At 56.8% G+C, this 25,266-nt stretch carries 22 protein-coding genes; 8 read left to right on the top strand and 14 right to left on the bottom strand.

Annotated elements, in window-relative coordinates:
• Positions 1–28: 28 nt before the first annotated feature.
• The 7 genes from J4E00_RS00520 to J4E00_RS00490 form a co-directional block, all read right to left on the bottom strand.
• Positions 29–145, bottom strand: a complete 117-nt coding sequence (locus J4E00_RS00520) for a four helix bundle protein (protein WP_236049418.1) — start codon at positions 143–145, stop codon at positions 29–31.
• Positions 146–262: 117 nt separating this feature from the next.
• The gene (gene miaB, locus J4E00_RS00515) at positions 263–1,699 is read right to left on the bottom strand and encodes a tRNA (N6-isopentenyl adenosine(37)-C2)-methylthiotransferase MiaB (protein WP_208173050.1); all 1,437 of its coding nucleotides are present in this window, start codon (positions 1,697–1,699) and stop codon (positions 263–265) included.
• A gap of 221 nt (positions 1,700–1,920) precedes the next feature.
• Entirely contained in the window at positions 1,921–3,219 is a 1,299-nt protein-coding gene (locus J4E00_RS00510) for an anthranilate synthase component I family protein (protein ID WP_317196575.1), read from the bottom strand.
• Between the two features lie 51 nt (positions 3,220–3,270).
• Positions 3,271–4,827 (bottom strand): DUF3808 domain-containing protein, encoded by a 1,557-nt coding sequence (locus tag J4E00_RS00505; protein ID WP_208173049.1) that lies wholly within the window; start codon positions 4,825–4,827, stop codon positions 3,271–3,273.
• Positions 4,828–4,921: 94 nt separating this feature from the next.
• The gene (locus J4E00_RS00500) at positions 4,922–5,683 is read right to left on the bottom strand and encodes a zinc ribbon domain-containing protein (RefSeq protein ID WP_208173048.1); all 762 of its coding nucleotides are present in this window, start codon (positions 5,681–5,683) and stop codon (positions 4,922–4,924) included.
• A complete protein-coding gene (locus J4E00_RS00495) occupies positions 5,673–6,794 on the bottom strand; it encodes a Nif3-like dinuclear metal center hexameric protein (protein WP_208173047.1) in 1,122 nt (373 codons plus the stop codon). Before J4E00_RS00495 ends, J4E00_RS00500 begins: the two co-directional genes overlap by 11 nt.
• A 52-nt stretch (positions 6,795–6,846) precedes the next feature.
• Complete coding sequence (locus tag J4E00_RS00490; protein WP_208173046.1) at positions 6,847–7,533, bottom strand: uracil-DNA glycosylase family protein; 687 nt, start codon at positions 7,531–7,533, stop codon at positions 6,847–6,849.
• Between the two features lie 93 nt (positions 7,534–7,626).
• Between J4E00_RS00490 and lpxK the strand changes: the two genes are divergently transcribed.
• From lpxK to J4E00_RS00475, 3 genes are all read left to right on the top strand, one after another.
• The gene (gene lpxK / locus J4E00_RS00485) at positions 7,627–8,706 is read left to right on the top strand and encodes a tetraacyldisaccharide 4'-kinase (protein ID WP_208173045.1); all 1,080 of its coding nucleotides are present in this window, start codon (positions 7,627–7,629) and stop codon (positions 8,704–8,706) included.
• Between the two features lie 84 nt (positions 8,707–8,790).
• The gene (locus J4E00_RS00480; protein WP_208173044.1) at positions 8,791–10,779 is read left to right on the top strand and encodes a putative porin; all 1,989 of its coding nucleotides are present in this window, start codon (positions 8,791–8,793) and stop codon (positions 10,777–10,779) included.
• A 10-nt stretch (positions 10,780–10,789) separates the two neighbouring features.
• Positions 10,790–11,386 (top strand): tRNA-(ms[2]io[6]A)-hydroxylase, encoded by a 597-nt coding sequence (locus J4E00_RS00475; RefSeq protein ID WP_208173043.1) that lies wholly within the window; start codon positions 10,790–10,792, stop codon positions 11,384–11,386.
• A gap of 98 nt (positions 11,387–11,484) precedes the next feature.
• On the opposite strand, the gene fahA is transcribed toward J4E00_RS00475, so the two are convergent.
• Positions 11,485–12,771 carry a fumarylacetoacetase gene (gene fahA, locus J4E00_RS00470; protein ID WP_208173042.1) on the bottom strand — a complete coding sequence of 429 codons (1,287 nt, stop codon included), beginning with the start codon at positions 12,769–12,771 and terminating at the stop codon, positions 11,485–11,487.
• A 114-nt stretch (positions 12,772–12,885) separates the two neighbouring features.
• Between fahA and J4E00_RS00465 the strand changes: the two genes are divergently transcribed.
• A complete protein-coding gene (locus tag J4E00_RS00465) occupies positions 12,886–13,506 on the top strand; it encodes an SET domain-containing protein (RefSeq protein ID WP_208173041.1) in 621 nt (206 codons plus the stop codon).
• Between the two features lie 124 nt (positions 13,507–13,630).
• Here J4E00_RS00465 and J4E00_RS00460 read toward each other — a convergent pair whose 3' ends face one another.
• Both J4E00_RS00460 and J4E00_RS00455 read right to left on the bottom strand, forming a co-directional pair.
• Complete coding sequence (locus J4E00_RS00460) at positions 13,631–13,846, bottom strand: NifU family protein (RefSeq protein ID WP_208173040.1); 216 nt, start codon at positions 13,844–13,846, stop codon at positions 13,631–13,633.
• A gap of 47 nt (positions 13,847–13,893) precedes the next feature.
• A complete protein-coding gene (locus tag J4E00_RS00455) occupies positions 13,894–14,997 on the bottom strand; it encodes an Mrp/NBP35 family ATP-binding protein (RefSeq protein ID WP_208173039.1) in 1,104 nt (367 codons plus the stop codon).
• Between the two features lie 190 nt (positions 14,998–15,187).
• Here J4E00_RS00455 and J4E00_RS00450 point away from each other — a divergent pair, with 190 nt between their 5' ends.
• Positions 15,188–15,487 carry a hypothetical protein gene (locus J4E00_RS00450; RefSeq protein ID WP_208173038.1) on the top strand — a complete coding sequence of 100 codons (300 nt, stop codon included), beginning with the start codon at positions 15,188–15,190 and terminating at the stop codon, positions 15,485–15,487.
• A gap of 7 nt (positions 15,488–15,494) precedes the next feature.
• Here the strand turns inward: J4E00_RS00450 and J4E00_RS00445 are convergent, their stop codons facing one another.
• The 3 genes from J4E00_RS00445 to J4E00_RS00435 form a co-directional block, all read right to left on the bottom strand.
• Positions 15,495–17,348, bottom strand: a complete 1,854-nt coding sequence (locus J4E00_RS00445) for a glycoside hydrolase family 2 protein (RefSeq protein ID WP_208173037.1) — start codon at positions 17,346–17,348, stop codon at positions 15,495–15,497.
• Between the two features lie 133 nt (positions 17,349–17,481).
• A complete protein-coding gene (locus J4E00_RS00440) occupies positions 17,482–18,279 on the bottom strand; it encodes a phosphatase PAP2 family protein (RefSeq protein WP_208173036.1) in 798 nt (265 codons plus the stop codon).
• Positions 18,280–18,526: 247 nt separating this feature from the next.
• Entirely contained in the window at positions 18,527–19,804 is a 1,278-nt protein-coding gene (locus tag J4E00_RS00435) for an asparagine synthetase B (RefSeq protein ID WP_236049416.1), read from the bottom strand.
• Between the two features lie 276 nt (positions 19,805–20,080).
• Here J4E00_RS00435 and J4E00_RS00430 point away from each other — a divergent pair, with 276 nt between their 5' ends.
• The 3 genes from J4E00_RS00430 to J4E00_RS00420 all read left to right on the top strand — a co-directional run bounded on the left by J4E00_RS00430 (position 20,081) and on the right by J4E00_RS00420 (position 23,087).
• The gene (locus J4E00_RS00430) at positions 20,081–21,322 is read left to right on the top strand and encodes an ABC transporter permease (RefSeq protein ID WP_208173035.1); all 1,242 of its coding nucleotides are present in this window, start codon (positions 20,081–20,083) and stop codon (positions 21,320–21,322) included.
• A gap of 454 nt (positions 21,323–21,776) precedes the next feature.
• A complete protein-coding gene (locus J4E00_RS00425; RefSeq protein WP_208173034.1) occupies positions 21,777–22,205 on the top strand; it encodes a hypothetical protein in 429 nt (142 codons plus the stop codon).
• Between the two features lie 6 nt (positions 22,206–22,211).
• Positions 22,212–23,087 (top strand): helix-turn-helix transcriptional regulator, encoded by an 876-nt coding sequence (locus J4E00_RS00420; RefSeq protein WP_208173033.1) that lies wholly within the window; start codon positions 22,212–22,214, stop codon positions 23,085–23,087.
• A 174-nt stretch (positions 23,088–23,261) separates the two neighbouring features.
• On the opposite strand, the gene mtaB is transcribed toward J4E00_RS00420, so the two are convergent.
• Positions 23,262–24,593 (bottom strand): tRNA (N(6)-L-threonylcarbamoyladenosine(37)-C(2))-methylthiotransferase MtaB, encoded by a 1,332-nt coding sequence (mtaB, locus tag J4E00_RS00415; RefSeq protein WP_208173032.1) that lies wholly within the window; start codon positions 24,591–24,593, stop codon positions 23,262–23,264.
• Between the last annotated feature and the right edge of the window lie 673 nt (positions 24,594–25,266).

The raw sequence follows: 25,266 nt of genomic DNA, 5'->3' as shown, positions 1-25,266 counted from the left end.
AACAGTTTTTTGCAGTTGGCTTTAGCTGCTAATATTTCCTGAAGCATTGATTCATCAAAGTAAGTTGCGCAGTTTGCTGGTGGCTGCACCCTTCCGCGATGTTGGAATGAATAGAAACCGCAGCTCGTCTTAATTGATTGGTCAAGCCAAATAATTCCTCTTTTGAAAATCGTCTGTCAACTGCCGGCTTCGCAGCCAAACGCTCAACTCGGTGTAAGACCTTTCCATGAGAGCCCTAGCACCTGACAACGAGCAGCGGAAGCTAAATAACCTCGCCGAGTAATGTACTGGCCGTGCTACTGTGCACCAGTACGTTCACATAATCACCTTTCTTGAAGTTTTGCTTGGGGAAAATGATGACTTGGTTTTGGCTGTTACGGCCGCTCAGGTCATCCTGTGAGCGTTTTGAGAAGTTCTCCACCAGCACGCGGTGCACCTGGCCCACAGCACGGCGGTTGCGCTCGGCACTGTGGACTTGCTGAATGTCAATAAGCTCCTGCAAGCGACGTTTTTTGGTCTCCAGCGGAATGTCATCGGCCAGCTTGCGGGCGGCCAGCGTGCCAGGGCGCTCCGAGTAGAAGAACTGGTAGGCCATGTCGTACTTCACAAAGTGCATGAGGCTCTTGGTATCCTCGTGCTCCTCCTCGGTTTCGGAGCAGAAACCAGCAATCATATCGGTCGAGATGGCGCAGTCGTCGCCCAGAATCTCACGGATTTTTAGTATCCGCTCCTCGTACCAGGGCCGGTCGTAGGTCCGGTTCATCAGGTTGAGAATGCGCGAGTTGCCGCTCTGCGCCGGCAGGTGAATGTATTTGCAGATGTTCTCGTGGCGTGCCATAGTGTGTAACACTTCGTCGGTGATGTCCTTGGGGTGCGAGGTGGAGAAGCGCACCCGCAACTCGGGGCTGATGAGGGCCACGCGCTCCAGCAGTTGGGCAAAGTTGACGTGCTCGGTACCATCGGCCGAAGCCCATTTGTAGGAGTCCACGTTCTGGCCCAGCAGGGTTACTTCCTTGTAGCCAGCTGCTACCAAGGCATTGGCTTCCTGCACGATGCTGTGGGCATCGCGACTGCGCTCACGCCCGCGGGTGAAGGGCACCACGCAGAAGGAGCACATATTGTCACAGCCGCGCATGATGCTGATGAAGGCGGAAACGCCGTTGGAGTTGAGGCGCACGGGCGTAATGTCGGCGTAGGTTTCCTCGCGGCTTAGCAGCACGTTCACGCCCTTCTGCCCGCCATCAACCTGGCTGATGAGTTGGGGCAGGTCGCGGTAGGCATCCGGGCCCACCACGAGGTCCACGATTTTCTCTTCCTCCAGAAACTTGCTTTTCAGGCGCTCGGCCATGCAGCCGAGTACTCCTACCAGCATGGCCGGCTTGCGCTTTTTGTGCGAATTAATCTGCTTGAGCCGCATGCGGACCGTCTGCTCTGCCTTCTCGCGGATGGAACAGGTATTGAGTAGCACGAGGTCAGCGTTGGCAAGGTCGTCAGTCGTATCGAAGCCTTCATCGAACAAAATGCTCGACACGATTTCAGAGTCCGAGAAGTTCATCTGACAGCCGTAGCTCTCAATATAAAGCTTGCGCTGACGCCCGGTGCGGGTGGCGGCTGTTACCCGTACATCGCCAGCAGGTGTAGCCTCAGCGGTGGGGACTGCTTTATCTAAAAAATCAAGGGTTAACAGGGGTTGGGCCATATTCTAAACGCTTTTCGGCGGAGGACAAAGATACGCTGTTCGAAGGTAAAATGACAGAATGGCAGTTGGTCAATAGAACGATAATGCAGGGAGCGTCTGTCATCCTGAGCAGAGCCAAGGACCTTATCGCCACTGAGCATCTTGCAACAAATGGTTTGAATTACTATCCATTGTTCCACCGTGCTGAGGTCCTTCGTTGGCTACAAGATGACAAGGAGGGTTTACCACGACCTGATATCTGCATTCAGTACTTCCAGTAAGGCCTTGGCTTTCAGTAGGCATTCCTCATATTCACGCTCGGGGTCGGAGTCGTAGGTGATGGCGGAGCCAACCTGGAAGCTGAGATAGCCGGTATCACGCCGGTATTGCAGCGAGCGAATGACGACGTTGAAGTCGAAGTTGCCATCGGACTGCACGTAGCCGATGCTGCCGCTGTAGAGGCCGCGCCGACTGGCTTCGTAGTGCTCGATGAGCTGCATGGCGCGGATTTTCGGCGCACCGGTCATCGAGCCCATGGGGAAAGTTGCGCGTAGAATATCCTCCAGATTAGCCACTGGGTGTCTGTCGGCGGTCACGGTTGAAATCATTTGCCAGAGGTGGCGGAAAGGGTAGAGGCCGAATAACTCGGGCACGCGTACGGTGCCGGTTTGGGCCACGCGGGCGAGGTCATTGCGCACTAAATCCACAATCATGAGGTTTTCGGCGCGTTCCTTTTCGTCGTGGAAAAGCGTTTGGCGTTGCTCCTCGTCGGCCTCTGGCGTGGCGCCGCGCCGAATGGTGCCTTTGATGGGCTGGGAAATCAGCTGCCCGTCGCGGTGCGCCAAAAAACGCTCGGGCGAGGCACAGAGCAGGAAATGGTCGTGCCAGCGCACGAAGCCGGCAAAGGGGGCAGGTGAGGCCTGCATGAGCCGCCAGAATGCGTCCACTGGTTCCAATGCTACACCTTCGGCATAAAACTCCTGGCAAAGGTTTAGCTCGTACACCTCGCCGTTGAGGATGTCCTCCCGAACGGCTGTCACGGCGCGGAGGTAATCGGCCTTGGGCAAGCGCGGGCGCACGGCTAGCACTTGCGGGGTTGGCTGCGCCACCATGGGCTGCGCCAGAATCTGCTGCAATATTCCCTCGCTCTGGCCGTGAATTTCCAGCGTTTCGGCGTGCCAGACCAGCCAGGTTTGGGGGCTAAAAAAGTGTAGAATGGGCCAGGAGAAGCCGTCGAAATTCCGGCTGGTCAGGTCCTCTATACCGTTTTTGGCATCGTAGGTGATGAAACCACAGTGCAAGCCGGCAGCTGCTGGTGCAACGGACAGGGTCCCAAGCTCAGCAAGTGAGTGGGTGGCCCCGGCTCCGGTGGGGGCTACGGCCAGCAGGTGCCCGAAAGTTCCATGGGGGTAGTCCAGTCCATTGGGCTCGAAGTAGGCACAGTGCGCAAACCGGGCACCCCAATGCAGCGCCCGCATTTGGAAATCAGCTGGTAATGCCGTCAGTGGAATGGTCATAAAAACCTCAGGGAGAATAGGCACGGTAGCAAATGAATAGTGGCCCGAGCCGTGGGGCTGGCCCTAAAGGTCGGGCTACTTCAACTCCCGCAGGGCCAGTTTGGCCTTGGCGTCGGTGCTGTTCTTGTATTCGTGCCAGGGGTAGTTCAGCGCCTTCTGAAAATACTTGCGCGCAACGGGTTTGTTGCCAGCACTCTGAGCCAGATAACCCTGCTGCAAGGCAGCCTGCGGAGCAAAATAATACGGTGCTTTCGGCCCCGCTACCGTCTGGGTGCGCTCAAAGTAAAACCAGGCCGAATCGAGCTGGCCTAGGCCTTGGAAGGCGCGGGCCCGGCGGTAGGGCTCCTCAATACGGTCGCGCCACAGGGTGGCCGGCGTGGTGCGAAATGCATGCAGCGTCTTTAGGGCCTGCTGATTGTAGCCGCCGTCGCTTTGCAATCTGGCGCGGGTGAGGATGGGATTTAGGCCAACAGCTTCGTGGTAGTAATGCTGGGCGTAGTTGTCTTCTTCCACATCGGCCGGGCCTGGGCGGTTTATCATTTCACGGTAGCGGGCTACTGTAGCTGCCGGCTGCCCACCGAGCCACGCGGCCAAATAGAGTTTGAACGCGGCATCCTTGCGGTAATGCTGGCCCTTATAGTCTCGCAAAAAAGCCAGATTTTCCCGCTCAGAATCGGCATAGTCGCCCTGGTAGAGCAGCAAGTCGGCGGCCATATGGCGCAGGTACGGAATGGGCAGGTAGGCGGGGCCGGCGGGCCGGGCACGGTAGGCTGCCAAGGCCGCATCGGCATGGTGCTGACGCTTGTTGGTGCTGATGAGAAGGTAGTAAAAGAGCAGATTATCAGGCTGATGCGTGGTAAGGCGCTCGGTGAGGCGCAGGGCTTCCTCGGGTTTTTTGTAGTAGCCTTCCCGAATCATGGCCAGGTAAATCTGGCTTTCGGTCTGGAAGTCATTGGGCTGATTGGCAGCTAGGGCCAGGTTCTGCAAGCCGGTTTCCGGGTTAGCGGTGAGGCCCAGCAGGCGTAGCAGCCAGTGGTAGCCCTCGGGCAAGGAGCCAACGGCAAACTGGCAGAGCCCCAACGTCTTGCGTGCTGGCAAAAATGCCGGGTACTGCTTCACCACATCCTGCATCTGATGGTAGCCGCTGCGCAGGTGGTAGCCACCCATCACCAAGTGCTTGAACAGCAACTGGCTCAATCCTAAGTGTAGGGTGATTTCGGCGCGGGCATAGTCGCGCAGGGCGCTGGCGGGCGCGTCATCCAATGCATCCAGGCGGGCTTCCTGACTGGCGGCCAAGGCCTCGTAGCGACTGGCATCCTGGGTGCAGAGCAACTCAATAAAATCGGCACAGTTAGCTACCAGCAGTGGGGCCGGAGCCGTTGGCGCGCTGGCCAGCTCCGGTCGAAGCAACTCGCGGGCCGTGCCCAGCCGCAGCTTAAATACTTCGGCGTAGGCGCGCCGGCTACTCGCCGTCAGAGCTTCGGGCTTGGGAGCGTAAACAGGCTGCTCATTTTCTGCCGCTTGCGGCGGGGATTGCTCCAAGCTAGTATTTGCTTTCGCCGAAGCTAGGGTGCAGCCCATTGCCATCAGCAGCAGCACGGCCCAGCTGATACGGGCACAAGTTGCAAGCAAAGCAGATGGGTGGTAAATCATGAAGCAGAAAAGCCAGACAATAAAAAAGGAACGGCAGCGCCGTTCCTTTTTTATTCAAAACCGGTAGCGAAAACTATGAGATGCGGGCTTCCACATCGGCCAGAATCCGGCCGCAGTGCTCGCACACGATGATTTTCTTATGCGAGATGATATCAGCCTGGCGCTGGGGCGGCACTGTGTTGAAGCAGCCACCGCAGGCGTCGCGGCGCACTAGTACCACGGCCAGGCCGTTGCGCACGTTGCCGCGGATGCGGGTGTAGGCCGTCAGCAAGCGGGCTTCCACTGGTTTGGTGGCCTCCTCGCGCTGGGCCATGATGCCGCGCTCTTCCTCTTCGTTTTCCGAAATGATGGTATCGAGCTCGCTTTTCTTGGTGTCGAGGTCCTTGCGACGCTCATCCAACTTCGATTTCGTACCGCTGATTTCGGCGTTTTTAACGTCAATCTGGTACTGAGCCTCTTTGATTTTTTTGTCAGCAATCTGGATTTCCAGGCGCTGCAGCTCAATTTCCTTGGCAATAGCTTCGAACTCGCGGTTGTTACGCACATTCTGCTGTTGCTCGTCGTACTTCTTGATGAGCGACTCGGCATCTTTGCTGGCCTGTTTGCGGCTCTTGATGAAGTCGTTCAAACCCTGAATGTCCTCGTCGAATTTCTTCACGCGGACTTCGTAGCCAGCAATTTCGTCTTCCAGGTCGCTCACTTCCTCGGGCAAATCGCCGCGCACGCGCCGGATTTCGTCCAGCTGCGAGTCGAGGTGCTGCAAGGTGAGCAGGGCTTCGAGCTTAGCGGCTACGGGAACGTCGGCGGGGGCCACGGCGGCACTATTAGCAGTCATACTGAACGGGGTTCGTAGGGGTTTCGGCGATTAAGACCGCAAAAGTACGCGAAAATCCGGCTGTTAACAAATCCCGGAACACTTCACCAGTGAACTGCTCGCTCTCAAAATGGCCCACGTCGCAAAGCATCAGCTGGCCCTCGGCCCCAAAAAACTCGTGGTATTTCACGTCGCCGGTCACATAGGCATCGGCCCCAACCGCCCGCGCCGCACCAATGAGGAAGGCCCCTGCTCCGCCACAGATAGCTACCGTTTTAATCGGTTTTTCAAAAGTCGTGTGGCGCACCACCGGCACCAGCAATTGCCGCTTTAGCAGCTGTCGGAACGTGGCCGGAGCCAGTGCCTCCGGCAATTCGCCCACTAGGCCTGCGCCCACTTCCTGGTGTACATTTTCCAGTTTAATCAGCTCATAGGCAACTTCCTCATACGGATGGGCTGTTCGTAAAGCCCGCAGTACGTGCGCCTGCCGATGCAGCGGCAGCAGCACTTCTATGCGCAACTCTGCTACGGTTTCGGGTTGATTTTGAGCACCAATAGCCGGCTTTGTGCCTATGCCGGGGGTGAAAGTGCCAGTGCCCTCGGTACGGAAGCTGCAATCAGAATACTGGCCCACCTGCCCGGCCCCGGCGGCGTAGAGCGCCGCCAATACGTGCCCAGCAACATCGGCCTGCTGGTCTTCCGGTCGGTTGGGGATGTAGGTGATGAGGCGAGCGAGCATACCGCTTTGCGGGGCCAGCACACGCGTTTTCAGAAGGCCTAATTTTTCCGCCAGCTTGTCGTTCACACCGCCGCGCACATTGTCGAGGTTGGTGTGAGCAGCGTAAATAGCTACGTCATTTTTGAGGGCCGCGATGATTGTTTGCTCTACTTCGTTGGCCCCGGTGAGGCGTTTAAGTGGCCGAAAAATGACTGGGTGGTGGGCTACCACCACGTTGCAGCCGCGCCTCACGGCTTCGTCCACCACGGCGGGCGTGCAGTCGAGGGTAATGAGTACGCCAGTTATTTCAGCCTGCGGGTTGCCGCATTGCAGGCCGGCGTTGTCGTAGCTTTCCTGGTAGGCGAGGGGCGCGGCGGCTTCCAGTAGGCGGGCAAGGTCTTGAACGGTAGGCATTTGGGTTAGGTAACAATTAGCAGTGAGCAATCAACAAAGGTGGCTAGACCTGCTACAGGTTTAGAAGCTGGCCCAGGGTTTCCACGTAGTGGGCCACATTGGTAGTCGTGTTGCGGCTCTTGTATTGCATGAGGTAGCGTGGGTGGTCGAGCACAATAATTTTATCGAATAGGCCCAATTCGGCATTCAGACGCTTAAAGAATTCGCCGTTGCGCTTGCCCAAGCTCACGGCTACATCACGGCGCAAACCTAACTCCTGCACTTGTTGGCGCAGCGATAACTGAATATCCGACCATAAAGCCTTTATCAGGGCTGGTGAGTCGTAATAGTTGTGGTTTAGGCCGTCCTTTAGCAAAACCAGCGGGTAGAGCGAGCCCACATAAAAATGCTGGTAAAAAGCTGCTGGCCCGCCCATCTCAGTGATGACCTTGTACACAAACTGGGTGGAAGTTTCGGGGCGTTGCCGGGGCAGGTCGTTAGCAATGCCGCAATATTCGGCCAAGGCTGTAGGGTCGGTGAAGGCTACCCCGGTGCGGCCCATGCCCAGCCGGCCGGGGTTGATGCCCAGCACCGCCACACGGGGCGGACCATCGGAGTAGAATTTATGGGCAAACTGGCTCAACAGGTCGTACACGGCCGGTTCGCGGAATGGGCTGCGGGCCTCTACGCCGGTGGGAAGCGCAGTGGGGATGGGGAAAGTGCTGAGGAAATGCAACAGCGGGTCGGCAAACTGGGACATGGGAAGAGAGGTGAAGAAAGCAGACAAAACTTCGGGGTACAAGTTCTAGGTCGCCGTACTTTTGCAGGCCGTTGTTGTGGCGTTTTGCTATTTATGCCGTCTGTGCTGGCTTTTCTGCTGCTACCGTTTTCCTGGCTTTATGCCGGGGTGCTGGCCGCGCGCAATTGGCTGTACGACATCGGCTGGAAACGCGCCGAAACCTTCGCCGTGCCACTCCTCAACGTGGGCAACCTACGGGTGGGCGGCACCGGCAAAACCCCCCACGTCATCTGGCTGGTAGAAGAACTGTTGCGCCAGGGGCATCGCCCGGCTATTCTGAGCCGCGGCTACGGTCGCCAGACCAAAGGCCCGCGCCTGGCAAGTGCCCAGGATTCGGCCGCCACGGTGGGCGACGAGCCGTGGCAGTATTTCGGACTATTTGCATCGCAACGGGTGCCAGTTTCCGTGGCGGAAGAGCGCAGCCTCGGGGCTCAGTTACTGCTCCAGCAGCACCCGGAAATCACAGTTATCGTGCTCGATGATGCCTACCAGCACCGCGCCGTGCGGCCTACGCTGAATATCTTGCTGACCGAGCTGGCCCGCCCGTTTTATGATGACCTAGTGCTGCCCGCCGGCCGCCTGCGCGAAAGTCGTAGCGGAGCCAAGCGGGCCGACGTCGTTATTGTAACCAAGTGCCCACCCGACCTCTCCGAAACGGCGCAGCACGCTATTGCCGCGCGGGTTCAGTGCTATACCAACCCCGACGTTCCTGTGCTATTTTCGGCCTATGCTTACGCGCCGCCCCACGCGTTACATCCGGAAGCAGGCGCTGAGCCAGTTGCACAAAATGTGGTGTTAACTCCTGGGTCGGCATTGTTGCTGACGGGAATAGCGCAGCCTGGTCCGCTGCGTAATGAGCTTGAAAAACAGGGTTTTGACATTCGGCGCCACGCCGATTTTCCCGACCATTATGCTTTCACACCCGCCGATGTGGCAGCGTTGCGAATGCATTGGCAGCCGGGCTGGCCTATTTTTACAACGGAAAAGGATGCCACACGCCTGCAAAGCCCGGAATTGCGGGCGGCGCAGGTGGGCCTGCCTTTCTATACCATTCCGGTGCGGGTGGCGTTTCTGGGGAGTGGCAGCGCAGCTTTGCGCCGGCTACTGCCCGGTGCGCCCGTACCAAATGCTTGATTATTACGTTGACCCGGCCGGTTGCTTCGGCAATCCGGCGCAATTGCTACCCGCTTGAACGCATCCCTGCAAGGAGTATTTTCGATGATTTGGACCCGTCTGCGGCCGCTGGCTGTTTTACTGGTCGTGTTGGCGCTGTGGGGCGCCCCGGGTACCCGGGCGCAGGTGCGCGACGACTCCACCAAAGTCCTTTACGGCCCCAAAACCACCCGCATCATCTATGAGGCCGAGGTGTTGCGCGACTCCACCTCCGGCACACCGCTCGATACCACGCTCACGCGCTGGCCACAGGCGCGGTTCTGGTTTCACGATACCACGTTTCAGCAGGATTTGGGAGCTGTGGGCACGGCCTCGCGGCCGTTGCTGTACCAGCCCAATTACCAGTTGGGTGCCCGCTTTGGCCGCAACGTCTTCGATAAATACGCCCGCGACGCTACCACGGTGCCGTATTACGATTCGCGTTCACCGTACTCGTTTTTCCGTTACATCCAGTCAGGGGCCGGCGAGCAGGTGTTTGAAATCAGCTACAGCCGCAGCCTCAAAAAGAACTTCAGCGTGGGCCTAGCCTACGAGCGGATTGCATCTAACAAAGTGCTCGACCCCGTCCGGTCCCGCGACGGCCTTGTGGAGCATTCCAATATTTTGCTTTTCGGCCGCTATCAAACAGATGATGAGCGTTATCACCTGTTGATAAATTTCAGTAACGTACGCCACCGCGCTGTTGAGCAAGGAGGTATCCGGCCCGTCACAACTACTTCGATTGTAGATGGAGAGACCTTCATCGAGGGTGAAAACCGACCCCAGGAACTTTTCAAATATGCCCAACAGAAGGTTAATCTGAGCCAAGCCGTCAATACCGAAGACCGTGACGAGCTGTATTTTACCCAAACTTACCGCCTGCTTGGTCGGGGCCTCACTGCCTATCACACCTTCGATGCCAAGCGTCAGTATAATAGCTATTATGACAAAGCGCTGACCTTGCGCAATACTTTCTACCAGCCTGATGTATTATACTACCCACGGGTACTGCGCAACACCGCCGCCATCCTCGACCGGGCCGAATACCGCCAAGTTGAAAACACCGTGGGGCTGCTTGGGCGTACCGACGCGGTGGAATATCGTATTTACAGCCGTTTCCGCAACGCCAGTCTGGTTGAGCAGTCGCTGAAGAGCAATCAGCAGCTCTACCAGGCGCCCATTTCTACTGGTCTGGAGTTGGAAGAAGTTCATAATGAAAATTATTTCAATGCGTTTGTGGGAGGAACAGCGGCTTTTAATTATCGAAAAATCTACGCCATTGAGGCTGCTGGCGAGTATAAAGTAGGCAACGAGTATTGGGCACAGGCATCCATCCGGACCGGTCCGCTTTCGGCTGAAGCGCTGGTTAATTCCTATTCACCCACTCTCATGCAGCAAGAGCATGTTGGCAATAACTATGAGTGGCACAACGACAGTTTAAATAATACCAGCACGCAGCAACTCACCGGCCGCCTGCGCCTGAAATTGCCCAATATTGGCATTCTTACCGACCAGCGTTTTGAAGCGAGCGCCAGCGTCGCTAACATCATCAATCTGGTGTATTACGGCACCGATGGCCGCCCCACGCAGCTCAGTGCTACTCGTAACCTATTGATTGTCTATGCACGGCATACTGCCCGCCTGGGCCGTGTCGGCTTCGACAATCAGGCTACCTACACCCGCGGCGGTGAGGCCGATAAAGAAGGGATTCGGATTCCTAGCCTAGTTTCTAATTCGCGAGTGTACTACGAAAGCTATATTTTCCGCAAGGCGCTATTTACCCAAGTAGGAGCCGAAATGTATTTCCAGTCCCGGTTCCAAGCCTACAATTACAGTCCCAGCACCCAGCAATTTTATCAGCAGGAAACGTTCAGCATTCGGCCTTACCCGCTGGTGGATGTGTTTTTGTCTGCAGATATTAAAACGGTTTCTGTTTTCCTGAAAGTAGCTTATTTGAATCAGGGAGTGCTCGATAACGGCTATTTCACCACGCCTTATTATACCGGTTATCCGCGCCGTTTTCAGTTTGGGGTAAAATGGAATTTCTTTAATTAGAAATACGGAAATGAAAGAAAAAACAATTCTGAAATTAAAGTTGAATACTGACCCGCGCTGGGTAAATATCGCCGAGAAAAACATCGAAGATATTCTGGTCGACCACGCTTGGTGCGAGCAGAAAGCCGCCAGCACCGGCATCAGCATGATTATCCATTACCCCGAGAAAACCCGCCTCGTGGATGAGCTGACGGACTTAGTTGCCGAAGAGTGGAGCCACTTCGAAAGAGTGTTGCTGGAGCTGCGTAAGCGCGGTTTTGCCCTCGGCCGTCCGCGCAAAGATGAGTATGTAGTGCAGCTATTAGCGCACGTACGCAAGGGTGGGGCCCGCGAGCGCCAGCTCATGGACCAACTTCTGGTGTCGGCACTGATTGAGGCCCGCAGCTGCGAGCGTTTCAAATTACTCTGGCAAAATATTGCCGACCAGGAATTGAGTAAATTTTATTACGAATTAATGGTATCGGAAGCCGCCCATTTTGTGAGCTACGTCGACTTAGCGAAGGAATATTGCGACCCGAAAGCTGTAGATGAGCGGCTGCAGGAATTGCTGATAGTTGAAGGCGAAATCATAACAAATTTACCCGTTCGCGACGACCGAATGCACTAAGCGCAAGGTTTCGCGAAGTTTCAAAAGAATTAAGTCTCGCTAAGGAAGATGAATGACATCCTACTCGGCGAGACTTAATTTTTAAACTTTGCGCGAGCCTATATAGCCGGTAGCACCGTGCCGCGCACTTCGCCGAATCCGATGCGCACACCTTCTTTCTCGGCGTAGCCGCGCATAATTACCGTATCGCCATCGAGCAGGAATTTGCGTTCGGAGCCATCGGCGAGTGGTAGGGGGCGGGTGCCGCGCCAAGCCAGCTCCAGCATTGAGCCGAGAGAATCGGGCGTCGGGCCGGAGATGGTACCGGAGGCGTAAAGGTCGCCAGCTTCGAGGTTGCAGCCGTTGGAGGCGTGATGGGTGAGTTGCTGGGCCATGCTCCAATACATCAGGCCGAAATTGGTGCGGCTAATGGTCGTTTCCGGGCCTTCGGCGGGCGTTAGGGCTATTTCGAGGTGCACGTCGAAATTGTGGGCTCCGGTCTGGGCCAGGTAGGGCAGGGGCGTTGGCTCTTGCGTGGGACCGGCCAAGCGGAAGGGCTCCAGTGCATCGAGCGTCACCACCCAAGGGGCAATGCTACTGCCGAAGTTCTTGGCCAAAAATGGCCCCAACGGTACGTATTCCCAGCTTTGTAAGTCACGGGCGCTCCAGTCGTTGAACAGGCACAGGCCAAAAATATGGTCTTCAGCCGCATCTATACTTACGGTACTGCCCAGGGCGGTGCCGGTGCCCACCACGAAGGCCATTTCCAGCTCAAAATCGAGCTGGCGGCTGGGTCCGAAAGTTGGAGCCGCTTCATCGGGGGCCTTGCGCTGGCCGTTGGGCCGATGAATGCTGGTGCCTGATACCACGATGCTGCTGGTACGGCCGTGGTAGCCTATGGGCAGGTGGCGCCAGTTGGGCAGCAGGGCGTTAGCCGGGTCGCGGAACATGGTACCCACGTTGGTGGCGTGTTCGATGCTGCTATAGAAGTCGGTGTAGTTGGCAGGCTTCACGGGGCGTAGCATCCGCACATCGGTTTGGCGCAACAGGCAGTCGCGCACGGCCAACTCATTGTCGCGCAGGCGGGGCTCGTCGTGGCGCAGCAGCTCGCTCACGCGCTGGCGTACGGCCCGCCAAGCCGGCCGGCCCAGCCGCAGAAAGGCATTCAGCGAGCGGCGGCGAAATACTTTGGGCTGGGTATCACCTAGCTCTTCCAAATCCTCAAAAAAGCCGAACTGACTAGCGGCGTACAGGTCAAACACATAGCCGCCAATGGCAACGCCCAAGTGCGGTCCTCGCTCATCGGTTTCGAACACGCCAAACGGCAGGTTCTGAATGGGAAAGTCGCTTTCGGGGCGGATGTCAATCCAGGAGCGGAGGGTGGGCGAGTTGGGCGAAGTGGCCATGTGCTGAGAAAGGTTGAAGGCACAAAAGTAGCGCCGGACCGTCTGCTACGCTGTTCAGCTTGGTTAGCTCGGGGCTTTTGCCAACATTGCAGCCCCTTTTCAACCAGCTTTTCTATGATTCATCCCAACACAGAGCTGCGGTTTATCAGTCCCGAAATTGGTTTTGGAGTGGTAGCTACCAAGCTTATTCCCAAAGGCACCATCACTTGGGTATTCGACTCCCTCGACCAGATTATTTCTTCTCAAACCCTGGCCCGGCTGGACCCTTTACAAAAGGTCTTTCTGGAAAAATATTCCTACCGCGACCACAACGGGGATTATGTGCTCTGCGGCGACCATGCCCGGTTTGTTAATCACAGCTTTCGTTCCAGCTGCATCAGCACGGCTTATAATTGTGAGTTAGCCGTGCGCGACATCCAGCCCGGCGAGGACTTGACCGACGATTATGGTTACCTCAACCTCACCGAGCCCTTCGATTGTGTGCCCGAGCCAGGCAGCCCCCGTACCCAAGCCTTGCCCGACGATTTGCTGCATTATCACGCACAGTGGGATAGGCAACTCCGTGACGCTTTTCGGTCATTCAACCGTGTTGAACAACCTTTGCTGCGATTGCTGGCCCCTGAACACCAGCAGGAAGTATTGGCCGTAGCTGCCGGTGAGAAGACAATGGAATCTATTCTGAGTTGCTATTACCGTGAGCCAGAGAAGGATTTAGGCAAAAACCTGTCATCCTGAACTTGAGAAAGCATTATTCCACCTACGCAAATAGGGTTACTCCTAATTGTTCTTTGGTGATAATGTCCTTCGCAAACTCAGGATGACAAATGGGCGTCGTTGCCAAAGCATCTAAGTCAGGCTGTTATCGGGCCTCAACAGCTGTGATTTCCGGTACCGCTTTTTTTACGGTGTCCTCTAGGCCGGCGCGGGTCATGGTTGACATAGGGCAGGCACCGCAGGCACCCTGCCATTCCAGTTGGAGCACGCCTTCGGCGGTAATGTTAGCCACGCGTACGTTGCCGCCGTCGGTGGCCAGGTAGGGGCGCAGGGTGTCGAGGGCCGCTTCGATGCGTGGCATCAGCGGATGTTCGAAAGTTGGGGGAGAGGTTGTTATTTCCACGGATATTAGGAATTCATCTGCACGACAGCCGTTTTGGGGGCCACGTTATTTCGAATACTTACCTGCCGGGCCACCGATTCGGCCAAGTCGGCGAAGAGTTTGCCAACGGCCGACTCGGGGTCTAATACGGCTGGCTGGCCTTGGTCGCCGTTTTCGCGGATGCTTTGCACCAGCGGCAGCTGACCCAGCAGCGGTACATCGTGCTGCGCTGCTAGGCGCTGCCCCCCGTTTTCGCCAAAAATAAAATACTTGTTATCGGGCAGCTCGGCTGGCGTGAACCACGCCATATTCTCCACTACGCCCAATACCGGCACGTTGATTTGGGGCTGGCGGAACATCTGCAAGCCTTTCTGAGCATCGGCCAGCGCCACTTTTTGCGGCGTGGTCACGATGACGGCGCCAGTCACGGGCACAGTTTGCACCAGCGTGAGGTGGATGTCGGAAGTGCCGGGCGGCAGGTCGAGCAGCAGGTAATCGAGCTCGCCCCAGTCAACTTCCGTGATAAACTGCTTGAGCGCCGACGAAGCCATCGGCCCGCGCCACACAATGGCGCTTTCGGCCGGAGCCAAGAAGCCAATACTCATCAGCTTCACACCGTATTTGATGATGGGCTGAATCAGGTTTTTGCCATTCGGGCCCTGGAAAACGTGCGGAGCCTCGTTCTCCACGTCAAACATTACGGGCACGCTAGGGCCGGAAATGTCGGCATCAACCAAGCCAACTTTGGCGCCGGTAGCAGCCAGGGCTACGGCTAGGTTAGCTGTGACGGTGCTTTTGCCCACACCACCCTTGCCCGAGGCAATGGCGATAATATTTTTCACGCCGGGCAGCAGGTCACCACGGTTGTTGCGGCCGGTGGTCACGCGCGACGTCATCGTAATTACCACGTTGGCATCTTTATCCACCATCGTGTGGATGGCACGCTCGCAGGCATCGTGAATGAGCTGCTTGAGTGGGCAAGCAGGAGTGGTGAGTACGACGGTAAACGCGACGGTAAGGCCGTCAATCGCAATGTTCTCAATCATGTTGAGCGTCACGAGGTCCTGGCCCAGGTCGGGCTCTTCCACGTAGCTCAGGGCTTTGAGAACGGCTTCTTGGGTAATGGTCATTGGGGAGGGCAAAGCGCCGGAAACGGGCGTCTTGCAAAGATAACCCGCGAAGCGGCAGGGCAGTTCGGGAATGGGCTAAATTGCCTTTTTATGAATGTTGAGTGAATTATGGCAGAGGAGGCAGGGAAATCAACAAAAATCAGCCATATTTACTTAGGGTCTATTCTACTGAGCTTACCAAATTCTTTTTATGAAAGAACTTTACAAAACATATAATAACAACACTTTAGCTATGGGTTGCGACCCGGGCGAAGAGGATGAACAAGCCCAGATTTTAGTCTTGGAGTTAGTCGTGCCAGTAGCAGCTGTACCGGTGCTGCAACAGCCGGTATCCACAGCGGCGCGGTCGATGCAGCATGCATCCGTCAGCAGTACAGTGCCGCGTCAGCTGGTCATCCAGTTCCAGGCTAATAATACGGCGCTGTCTACGGCTTGGTGTACCACGGCCACCCTCATGGCTACCGGGCCCATTCGGAGGGCCCGGCTGTGAAACGCAGTTAATGAAGATGTTCGATTTGACGAGAAGCCAGCAGGCCGGCGGGCACGCTTAGTGCGCCGGTCTGTGGGTCAATCAGTCCGTTGCGCTCGTCTTCGATGTTGGTGGCCTGGGTGTATACATCGCCAGCAATGGGCCGTGTGCGCAATTCCTGTTTAAAGGCCAGAATACTGTTGGTTCGCGCCTCGGCATCGGCCGGCCCGCCGTAGTCCGAAAAGCCGAAACCACCCCATTCGCTCACGATGAGTGGCACCTGACGACGGTAAAAGAACGGGTCGCCCACTACCAGCGGGAACGCAGCAGTGCCTTCCAACTCACCGCCCACCAAGCGGTCGAGCAGTTCCCGCCAACGGCCCAGGTCCGGCGTGTAGAGGTGAGCCGTGAGCAAGTCGGACTTCAGGCGGCCAGTGTAGGAAATGTGGTGCCAGCCGTCGTTATCCACTACCAGAAACTGGGGATAGGCCAGCTGCATGAAGTGATAGGTTTCCATAATGTACTGGCGTGTCTCGGCATTGGTGGCAATGTCCTGGGCACCCCAGTCCTCATTATAAAGGCTCCAAATGATGATGCTGGGGTGGGTTTCGCTCAATGTGACCATGCGCATGAGTTCGGCGCGGTGGTTTTCGCGGCTGCGCGGGGTGGAACTGTGCGGGCTGGGCACTTCCACCCACAGCAGCAGACCCAACTCGTCGGCCAGATTGTAGATGCGCGGGTCGATGCCGGCAATGTGCACCCGTACGAGGTTGCAGCCCAATGCTTTCATGGCATGCATGTGGCGCTGCATTTCTTCCAATGTGGCCTGACCCGGCTGGTAAAGGATGCCATCGAGGTATACGGCCTCATTGTTGAGGTACACGTAGCGGCCCCGAGCTTCCACTTTGCGTAAGCCAAACAGGGTTTCAATCTGAGCCGCGTAGCCTTCGGCGTCAATAAGCTGGGCTACCAGACGGTAGCGGTTGGGAGCTTCCGGCGACCATAATTCGGCTCCCGGTACTTCCAGCACCAGGCGTTGCTGCCATTGCCCGGCTTCCAGGTGCACGGGAAAGTCGGAAGTGGCCAGCGGCGCGGTACGGCTGGGAGTAAGCGGGTCAAATACCTGAAGGCGTATAACATAGTTGCCGGCATCGTGGATGCGTAGCGTCAGGTTGAAGCGCACGAGCTGGTCTTCTACTACGCTCACCACGCCCACACGGGAGCGCAGACGGTTGCGTTCCACCACTTCCAGCCACACGCTGCGCACGGCGCCGGTGTAGGTCTGGTACCATATGCCGCCGCGCTTGTACACGTGCGACTCCTGCTTGCCCCGGGGCGTTTCGGCGTCCATGGTATCGGCAATGCGCACGGTGAGGCGGTTCACGAGGTGGAGGTTGGCCTCGTCGAGCTCGTAGGTAAAGGACGTGTATTCGCCAAAATGAACGTCTTCGCCCTCAATGGTTCTGAGCAGCTGCCCATTTAGCCATACCCGCGTTTCGTAGCCGCAGGCCCCAAACGTGAGTTGCATCATGGAGCGTTGCTGGGCATCGGCTACTTCGGGCAGAGTGAACTCCCGCTCGTACCACACCACTACTTGGTCGTGCCAGGTTGCGCCGTCGCGCTGACCCCGAGCCTGCGCCAGATGCTCCTCAACCGAACCCGGCCATTGGGCCGTGTGCTCGTAAATATGGCCCAAGGCCCAGTCTTCACGCAGGCCCGCATCCTCTACATCGTGGGCAAATTTCCACTGTCCATCAAGCAGTACGTGGCCGTTCAGGCGGAGTACGGCGCGGGGCAAGGGGTTATCAATTTCTTCGAAAGTGGGCTCGCTGTCGGGGCGGCTGGCGGAAAGAGAATAATTGGATTGATTCAGGTCGTCCATGCGTGGGGCGGAAAGAGGGCCGGCGTCAGGCACCGGACTAAAATACCCTTTCTAACGGACCGCTCACGCGCAATGATGCGCTGAAGGAATAATTCTACAGCCAGTCCCGCAATTTTATAGGTTCAGCCCTCTATTAAGGTTGAATAGCTAGGGCAAATCCAGCCCCACCGCCGGTCTGGTAGGTGGGCACTAGCAGCAGCTTGTGCGCTATGCGTGGCGGCAGCGCTTTGGTTAGCGCCGGGTAGAGGTGCCAGATTGTTTCGGCGGAGAGAAAGCCGATGCCCGCGCCAGCCAGCACATCGGTGGCCCAGTGCTTGTTACCCAGCAGGCGCATTGTGCCAGTAGCCGCTGCTACAGCATAGCCGCTCACGCTTAGCCACGGGTATTGGCGGCCGTACTGCTCGTGTAGCAGGGTAGCGGTAAGGAAGGCCTGTGAGGTGTGAGAGGAGGGAAAGGAGCTGAGGTCGTTGGGGTTATAGGGCCGTGGTTCGGCCGTGACGCGCTTGAGGTTGCTCACTACCGCCGCGTCCAACTCATGTGCCGCCAGATAGATAAGCGTGAAGCCAACCGCCGAGCGCTCGCCCCGGTGGCCGGTGGCCATCATGGCGTAGGCCATGGCCAGGGGAACGTGGCGGGTGTAGTCGTCGAGACCGTGAGCATCGAAGCCGCGAAACATTTCCTGGGTTTCGTGCTGCATCTCCAGCTTGGCCCGATACAGGGTTTCATTGTACTGATTGCTGTGGGCGAGCACACCGATGCCTACCAGCACCGACGGCACGGCAATGCGCAGGGCCGCCCGTTGGCCGCAGCTCAGGCGTGGAGCGTAGGCAACCGAATCAGTAGTTCCAATTTGTTGTCCGTAAGTAGCAGTGGCTGGCCAGCCAGCCAGGAGTAAAAAGAGTAGTTGTAAGCGTAGTAAAAACAACAACATAGAAGGCAGGTATAACTGTGGTCCTTAAAGTTACTTCCTTCTTCATGCGAGGTCAATAAAAAGTAGTGAGCGGTCACTTACACCAAGTGAACGCAGCTAAAAAAGCTGCCAACGCTTTCTAATGGCGCTCATAATGTGCCCGTGTTGCTGGTGTTTCTTCCTGGTCTCCGGCCTTGAATTAGGAGAAATATAAAGGCCCTGACTACTCGCGTAGCCAAGGCCTTTATGCCTGCTTGTAGTGCTGGGTTTAGGTTTTCTGCTTCTTTTTCTTGGCTGCGGGGAACAGAATGTTATTCAGAATAAGGCGGTAGCCGGGCGAGTTGGGGTGCAGGGCCAGGTCGGTGGGCTCCTCGCCGACAAGGTGCTGGTAGTCTTCCGGGTCGTGGCCGCCGTAGAACGTCCAGGTGCCTTTGCCCAAAGTGCCGTGGATGTAGCGGGCCTCGCCAGTCTGCTTGGTTTCGCCCATAATGACGACGTCGGATTTGATAAGGCTTTTGCGAAAGGCCGTGGTCTGGCCCATGAAGCCGTGGATGGTTTTTTCGTGGTTCTGGCAAAGCATGGTGGGCACCGGGTCGTACTTGGCCGAGTAGGTGAAAAGCGAAAAATAGTCGTTCTGCTCGCCCAGGCCGCGCTCCCCGGGCTGCATGTCGATGTTGGAATACTCGTACTCGTAGGGATTGCGCACCAACTGGAAGTTCTGAAATGCCAGGCAGCGGTTGAAATTCAGCTTCGATTGCGCCGCCGGGTCGGACGGGTCGCCGTCGTACATACTTTCTACCATGTCGATGCCCAGGCCGGACAGGGCAATATCATACGAGTCGGTGGCTGAGCACATGGCGAACAAAAAACCGCCACCCGCGATGAATTCCTGCATCTTGGTGGCAACCGCTCCCTTCATCTGGCTCACCTTGGCGAAGTTGTTGCGTTTAGCTGCGGCTTCGGCATCGCGCTGCTGCTGCTGGTACCAGGAGGCGTTTCGGTAGGTGGCGTAAAACTTGCCATATTCGCCCGTAAAGTCTTCGTGGTGCAGGTGCAGCCAGTCGTACTTCGGCAATTCGCCTTTCAGTACCTCGTCGTCGTAAATCTGGGTGTAGGGAATTTCGGCGTACGTGAGCACCATCGTTACGGCATCGTCCCAAGGCTGCTTGCCTTTAGGAGTGTACACCGCAATTTTGGGCACCTTCTCCAGCTTCATCACATCCATGTTGGCATTCGGGTCAGCTATTTCCTGCAAGATGCCAGTGTACTGCGCCTCGCTGATAACCTGATAGCTGACGCCACGCACGGCTAACTCGTTTTCGGCCCCGGCCCCGGCCTCGAAGGCGAAGGAGCCACCCCGGTAGTTCAGCAGCCAGTCGACGGGTACCTCGCGCTGGAGCAGCCAGAACGCAACCCCGTAGGCCTTGAGGCACTCTTTCTGGGTGTTGTCCATCGGAATGAAAACGTGGTTGGCGCGGGCGGCCAACGGCGCGGCCATCCCAGCCAGCGCCACAAGCACGAAGAAGAGCAATCGTTTAAAGAGCATCATTTTTATCAAAAGAAACGCACCAGACCAACGAGGTTGCGGCGGTCGTGGTTCAAGTTAGGTGCCGGCCGCCGAACTTTGGCCCAAGTTGTCGCTGGTTGACCACATTTGTCGGCCCACATCCGGCACCTGCCTGCACAGGACCTGATGACAAATGAACCGCTTGCCGTAATTCAGCTGCCCAAAAAACGATAAGGATTTCGTCGCTGCTTTATAATATGCGCAGAATGCTCAAGATGACGAATGAGCACAACCAGAATTCAGAAACCGCCTACCATGAGTCCTTTCGAAAACGTCCGCGAAGCCTTCCGTTCCATCCGTGCCAATTTGCTGCGGACCATCCTCACGGCCCTTATTCTCAGCATTGGGCTTTTGGCGCTGGTGGGCATCCTCACTTGCATCGACGCCATTAAGAATTCCCTGTCCGATACATTTGCCAGCCTCGGGGCTAACTCGTTTGAGCTGCACGCCAAGGGCTATACCAACCGCAACCGGCGCGGCGGCGTGCAGGCCCGGCAGTACCCGCCCATTAGCCTGTTGCAAGCCAAGCTCTACAAAAAAGCTATGGGCGAAGATGCCCAGGTGGGCGTGTCGGCCTTCATTGCGGGGGCCGTGGAAATGAAGGCCGCCGGCATCAAAACCAATCCCAACATGCAGGTGATTGCGGGCGATGAGAACTACCTGAAAATTGAAGGATTCAACCTGGCCGAAGGCCGTATCTTCTCCCAGGCCGAGCTGAACAGCGGGGCCAATGTGATGGTGGTGGGCGATGAAATCAAACTCAAGCTGTTTCCCAAGCAAACCCCGATAGGCAAGTATGTAATGGCCATGGGCCGCCGATTCCTGATAGTTGGACTACTCGAAAAAAGCGGCAGTGGGGCCGGCGGTGGGGGCGGAGCCGACCGCATTGCCCTTTTGCCCCTCGAAACCGGGAACCACATGCCGCGTCAGCGCGCCCTCACCTTCGACGTGAAAACAGCCACCGACAAACATGGTGAGCTTAATTTTCTCATGGGCCAGGCCACCGGCGTAATGCGCGCCGTGCGCCACGACAAGCTGGGACAGGAAGATAGCTTCGTGGTCGAAAGCAGCGAGTCGCTGGCTAATGATTTGGAATCTATTTCGGGCAAAGTGCGAGCCGGCGGCAGCATCATGGCCTTCACCGCGCTGCTGGGCGCCAGCATTGCCCTGATGAACATCATGCTGGTTTCGGTGACGGAGCGCACCCGCGAAATCGGAATTCGCAAGGCGCTGGGCGCTACGGCCAAGCAAATACGGCTGCAATTTCTGATTGAAGCTATTGTGATTTGCCTGCTGGGCGGCACGGTTGGTATCATCCTCGGCGTACTTAGTGGAAACCTGGTAGCCAAGTTTGTGGGGTCCGGAGCTTTCCTTGTGCCTTGGATTTGGATGGTGGTTGGGCTGGTAATCTGCGTGGGCGTGGGATTGGCGTCGGGCTATTATCCTGCCAGCAAAGCCGCGGCGCTCGACCCCATTGACTCGTTGCGCTACGAGTAGCCAATCAACTAGTCCCAGACGTTATGGATGTCAAACAGTGGTGGTTCGCATTGCTGGCAGTAGTTATGCCTCCGCCTGATTACGCGCAAAGTGTATCCCATTTGCGCGCCGGGCTCGTTACCGCTACTGAGGCTGGTGGATTGCACCGATTTGAGGTGCCGCAGGTGCGGCTGACTAACGCAGCTACAAGCCAGCGCATTAATCGCAGCATCGTAAATCACATCTTTGGCGGAGACGACCTGGTCACAACTACTCCCATAGCTCAGGTGTTACGGCCAGCAGCTAAGGATTTCGGCTGGGATGTTGAAACGCAAAGCTGGCAGCGAGGAGGCCATGGCTGACTGGTTGTGGCTATAAGGTGCTGCTCAATGAGCACGGCCTGTTGTCGCTGGCGCTGTTTTGTGAATACACCGGAGCATACACGTGAGAAGGCACCGACCACCTCACCTTCGACTTGCGCACCGGCCGGCAGTTGTCATTAGCCGACGTGGTGGCTGACCCTCCCGCGCAGCTACGGCAGCGGATGCATCGGGCAATCAACCGGCGCTTCGCCGAAACATTAAATGAGATGGCGGCGGATAAAGTAGACTCAGCCGATATCGGGTTGGTAATTGGGCTCTATTCGTGGGATAAGATTACAAAGCAGGTGCGGTTTCAGAGTGACCCTGGACCAATGGATAAAGAACGGGCCACGGAGCCCAGTTTGAAAAACTTTGCCCTCACCCCACGGGAACTACAACTGTACTATGGCCCGGTATTACCACACGTCATCCAAACTCTTGACCTCGACCCTACCTATCATTTTCCATATGCAAGGGTGCAACCACGTGGCTTGCTGGTGCCGGTAACCAAGACTGGCAGAACTGCTAAGCAAAAGTTGTAGCTAACCATGAAAATGATACATTTGCACAAATACTCATTTGTGCAAATGGCTGCTCCTGTCACTTCTATCGTTCCCATCGACCAGCGCTTTGCGCAGCTTATTCAACAGTTTGGTCTGACTAAGAACAGTTTTGCTATCTCTTTGGGCAAGACGGCTAGCGTGGTACAGCACCTCATCGACGGCCGTAACAAACCGGGGTATGACCTGCTTTGTAAAGTTTTTGAGATATACCCAAATGTGTCGAGAGACTGGCTGTTGTTAGGTCGGGGCCCCATGTTGGTGAGTGGTGAGCCAACTCCCAAGCCCGTTTCAAGCGTAAAACCCCCTGCTGTTGAGGAGCTTTTGGAGCCCATTGATTTGTCAGATGTTGAGTTGCCAACTTCCCGCCGCCCCAGCCCCGGCGTGGCGGGCAGCCGACTCCAGCCCGCCGAAATTGCGGCTACGCTGGCGCTCGCTTCCGCTGCTAATCAGACTGCTCGTGCCGTTGCGCCAGCACCAGAGGAGACACCAGTACCAAAAGAAATTCCGCAAATAACAACTGCGCCCGTCCCACCAGTCGGCCCAGCTTCAGCAGCTTCTCCAACTGCTGAGGTCGCTTCAATTCCAGTTGCGGAGCCTGCCGCTACGGCCCCACCCGCTCCGCCAGCGCCTACCGTAACGCCTTTGCAAGCACCAACAGTGGCTCCACCAACACCACCCCCAGCGTCGGCAGTTTCAATTCCAATGGCCGGTGTGAATCCGGAAGCCTACGTGGCCGCTGCAATTCATGCGCAACACTTACAACACCAATTGGCAATGGCCGAACTGCGCAACCAGCACCTATTAGAGCAGCAGCAGATGCTTCGCGAGATGCTGGCGATGGCCCGGCAGGCAATGGTCTGAACCACGAATTTGAGCGGATTTTTCGGATTTCACGGATTTTGTGGACGATGTGTTCCTTCAAATAAATTATTCCTAAACAAAAACGCCCGGTAGAACCGGGCGTTTTTTTATGTGCTCTAAATACTAGCTCTCGAATCGTCCACAAAATCCGAAAAATCCGCTCAAATCCGTGGTTTAGACGAGTATTCCCACTTCCTCGGCTTCCATCAGGCCCAGGGCATTTATGCCGGTCAGGCGCAGGGTTTTCATTTCGCCTACCAGCAAGGGGTCGTATTTGGCGGTCACGCGGATGTAGTTGGGCGTGAAGCCTTCCATGCGGCCATCGGTTATATCGTCTTCAAACAGCACTTCAGTTTCCAGGCTTAGGTGCTGCTCGTAGAAGAAGCGCTTTTTCTTCTCGGAGAGGCTACGCAACTGGGTGGTGCGCTCGTGACGCACCCTGTCTTGCACGCGGCCGGGCAGGGTGGGCGCCAGCGTATCGGCCCGCTCCGAGTAAGGGAATACATGTAGGTAGCTGATGGGCAGCTCGTTCAAGAAGTTGTAGGTGTCGAGAAAGTCCGCGTCGGTTTCGCCCGGAAAGCCCACAATCACATCCACGCCAATGCAGGCATGCGGCATCAATTCCTTGATGCGGGCTACGCGCTGGGCGTACAGGGCGCGGCGGTAGCGGCGGCGCATGAGGCCTAGGATTTTATCTGAGCCGCTTTGCAGCGGGATGTGGAAATGCGGCATGAAGCGTTCCGAAACCGCTACGGTTTCCAGAATCTGGTCCGTCAGCAGGTTGGGTTCGCAACTGCTGATGCGGAAGCGGCGGATGCCGGCCACGTCATCCAGCGCTTTCACCAACTGAGTAAAGTCTTCGAGCCGTTCACGCTCGGGCCCCTGCAGACCAAAATCGCCTAGGTTGACGCCAGTAAGCACAATTTCCTTTACGCCGGTTTCGGCCAGCTTCTCCACGCGCTCTACCACCGAAGCCACGCTGCCCGAGCGGCTGCCGCCCCGCGCCAGCGGAATGGTGCAGAACGAGCAGGAATAGTCGCAGCCATCCTGCACTTTGAGGAACGTGCGGGTGCGGTCGCCAAACGAATGCGCGGCCACAAACTCGGTGGCCTCCGAAATGGGCGAGGCATGAACTGCGCCCGGCTGCCCGGCGGCCGGTTTCTTAAAATCGGTCAGAATATCGACCAGCATGAATTTCTCGGCGGCACCCAATACAGCACTCACGCCGGGGATTTGGGCAATTTCCTGCGGCTTAAGCTGGGCGTAGCAGCCCACAATGGCCACAAAAGCGTCGGGGTTGTGCTTCAGGGCCTGCTGCACAACCTTGCGGCACTTGCGGTCGGCGTGGTCCGTGACGGAGCAGGTATTGATAACGTATAGGTCGGCCCCGGCTTCGAAGGCAACTTTAGCGAAGCCTTTTTCCTCAAACTGCCGGCCAATGGCCGACGTTTCGGAGAAGTTCAGCTTGCAGCCGAGAGTATAAAAAGCAACGGATTGAGGAGTCATAATCCTGCAAATTTACGACCGGCCAGCCGCTTATCGGCCTGTGGATTTTGGCTCGTCAGGGCATCAAATGCCAGATGAGTCTTTCTATACTTCGTTTATTGCGCCGCTTACTACCAACGGCCCCGGCTGCTGGCATTGGATTAACCAGTTGTATCGCAAATAAATGGATGCTGCTGGCCCTTCTGGCAGCGGTTGCCCCAGCTATCGCCCAGCCAGCTGCCGGCCTGCGCGAGGTGCAGCGACTAGAGCCGGCGGAGGGACCACCAGGGGGCTATCACCCTTCCGACGGGGCAACCGTTGGGGCTATGCCGACCGTACCGGCCGCGTCGTCATCGAACCCTGGCCTCCGGATGACCCGCGTTTTTTCGTTGGCGGGCTGTGTATTATAAGCTCACCATTTGCGAAGAATAGCCTTTTGGTAATGAACGGAAAGGTAAGTAAATACGCCTGCGCAGACGGCACTGTTTGGTAGCTGATGTGGCTGTGGCCCTGACCGCTGTGGCCCAATCAAGTGCTCTGCCTGACCAGCCAGTGGGGATGCAACTGCTTGAACGCTTTTAGCAAAGTGAGGACGACCGCAACCGCTGGTGCTATACCAGTCCGCCCGCTACCAGACCTTGGAGCAGTATGGCCGGCTGCTAGGAGGCTTCACCCCCGAAGGATTCCACCACCA

Origin of the sequence: Hymenobacter negativus, assembly GCF_017571495.1 — a bacterium.
Lineage (GTDB): Bacteria > Bacteroidota > Bacteroidia > Cytophagales > Hymenobacteraceae > Hymenobacter > Hymenobacter negativus.
Note: the sequence above shows the minus strand (reverse complement) of the source record. Positions and strands in the feature narration are given on the sequence as shown.

Coding starts and splice junctions, on each gene's coding strand:
- miaB (WP_208173050.1), bottom strand. CDS start 1,699: ATGGCCCAACCCCTGTTAACCCTTGATTTTTTAGATAAAGCAGTCCCC.
- J4E00_RS00500 (WP_208173048.1), bottom strand. CDS start 5,683: ATGACTGCTAATAGTGCCGCCGTGGCCCCCGCCGACGTTCCCGTAGCC.
- J4E00_RS00495 (WP_208173047.1), bottom strand. CDS start 6,794: ATGCCTACCGTTCAAGACCTTGCCCGCCTACTGGAAGCCGCCGCGCCC.
- J4E00_RS00490 (WP_208173046.1), bottom strand. CDS start 7,533: ATGTCCCAGTTTGCCGACCCGCTGTTGCATTTCCTCAGCACTTTCCCC.
- lpxK (WP_208173045.1), top strand. CDS start 7,627: ATGCCGTCTGTGCTGGCTTTTCTGCTGCTACCGTTTTCCTGGCTTTAT.
- J4E00_RS00480 (WP_208173044.1), top strand. CDS start 8,791: ATGATTTGGACCCGTCTGCGGCCGCTGGCTGTTTTACTGGTCGTGTTG.
- J4E00_RS00475 (WP_208173043.1), top strand. CDS start 10,790: ATGAAAGAAAAAACAATTCTGAAATTAAAGTTGAATACTGACCCGCGC.
- fahA (WP_208173042.1), bottom strand. CDS start 12,771: ATGGCCACTTCGCCCAACTCGCCCACCCTCCGCTCCTGGATTGACATC.
- J4E00_RS00465 (WP_208173041.1), top strand. CDS start 12,886: ATGATTCATCCCAACACAGAGCTGCGGTTTATCAGTCCCGAAATTGGT.
- J4E00_RS00460 (WP_208173040.1), bottom strand. CDS start 13,846: ATGCCACGCATCGAAGCGGCCCTCGACACCCTGCGCCCCTACCTGGCC.
- J4E00_RS00455 (WP_208173039.1), bottom strand. CDS start 14,997: ATGACCATTACCCAAGAAGCCGTTCTCAAAGCCCTGAGCTACGTGGAA.
- J4E00_RS00450 (WP_208173038.1), top strand. CDS start 15,188: ATGAAAGAACTTTACAAAACATATAATAACAACACTTTAGCTATGGGT.
- J4E00_RS00445 (WP_208173037.1), bottom strand. CDS start 17,348: ATGGACGACCTGAATCAATCCAATTATTCTCTTTCCGCCAGCCGCCCC.
- J4E00_RS00440 (WP_208173036.1), bottom strand. CDS start 18,279: ATGTTGTTGTTTTTACTACGCTTACAACTACTCTTTTTACTCCTGGCT.
- J4E00_RS00435 (WP_236049416.1), bottom strand. CDS start 19,804: ATGCTCTTTAAACGATTGCTCTTCTTCGTGCTTGTGGCGCTGGCTGGG.
- J4E00_RS00430 (WP_208173035.1), top strand. CDS start 20,081: ATGAGTCCTTTCGAAAACGTCCGCGAAGCCTTCCGTTCCATCCGTGCC.
- J4E00_RS00420 (WP_208173033.1), top strand. CDS start 22,212: ATGAAAATGATACATTTGCACAAATACTCATTTGTGCAAATGGCTGCT.
- mtaB (WP_208173032.1), bottom strand. CDS start 24,593: ATGACTCCTCAATCCGTTGCTTTTTATACTCTCGGCTGCAAGCTGAAC.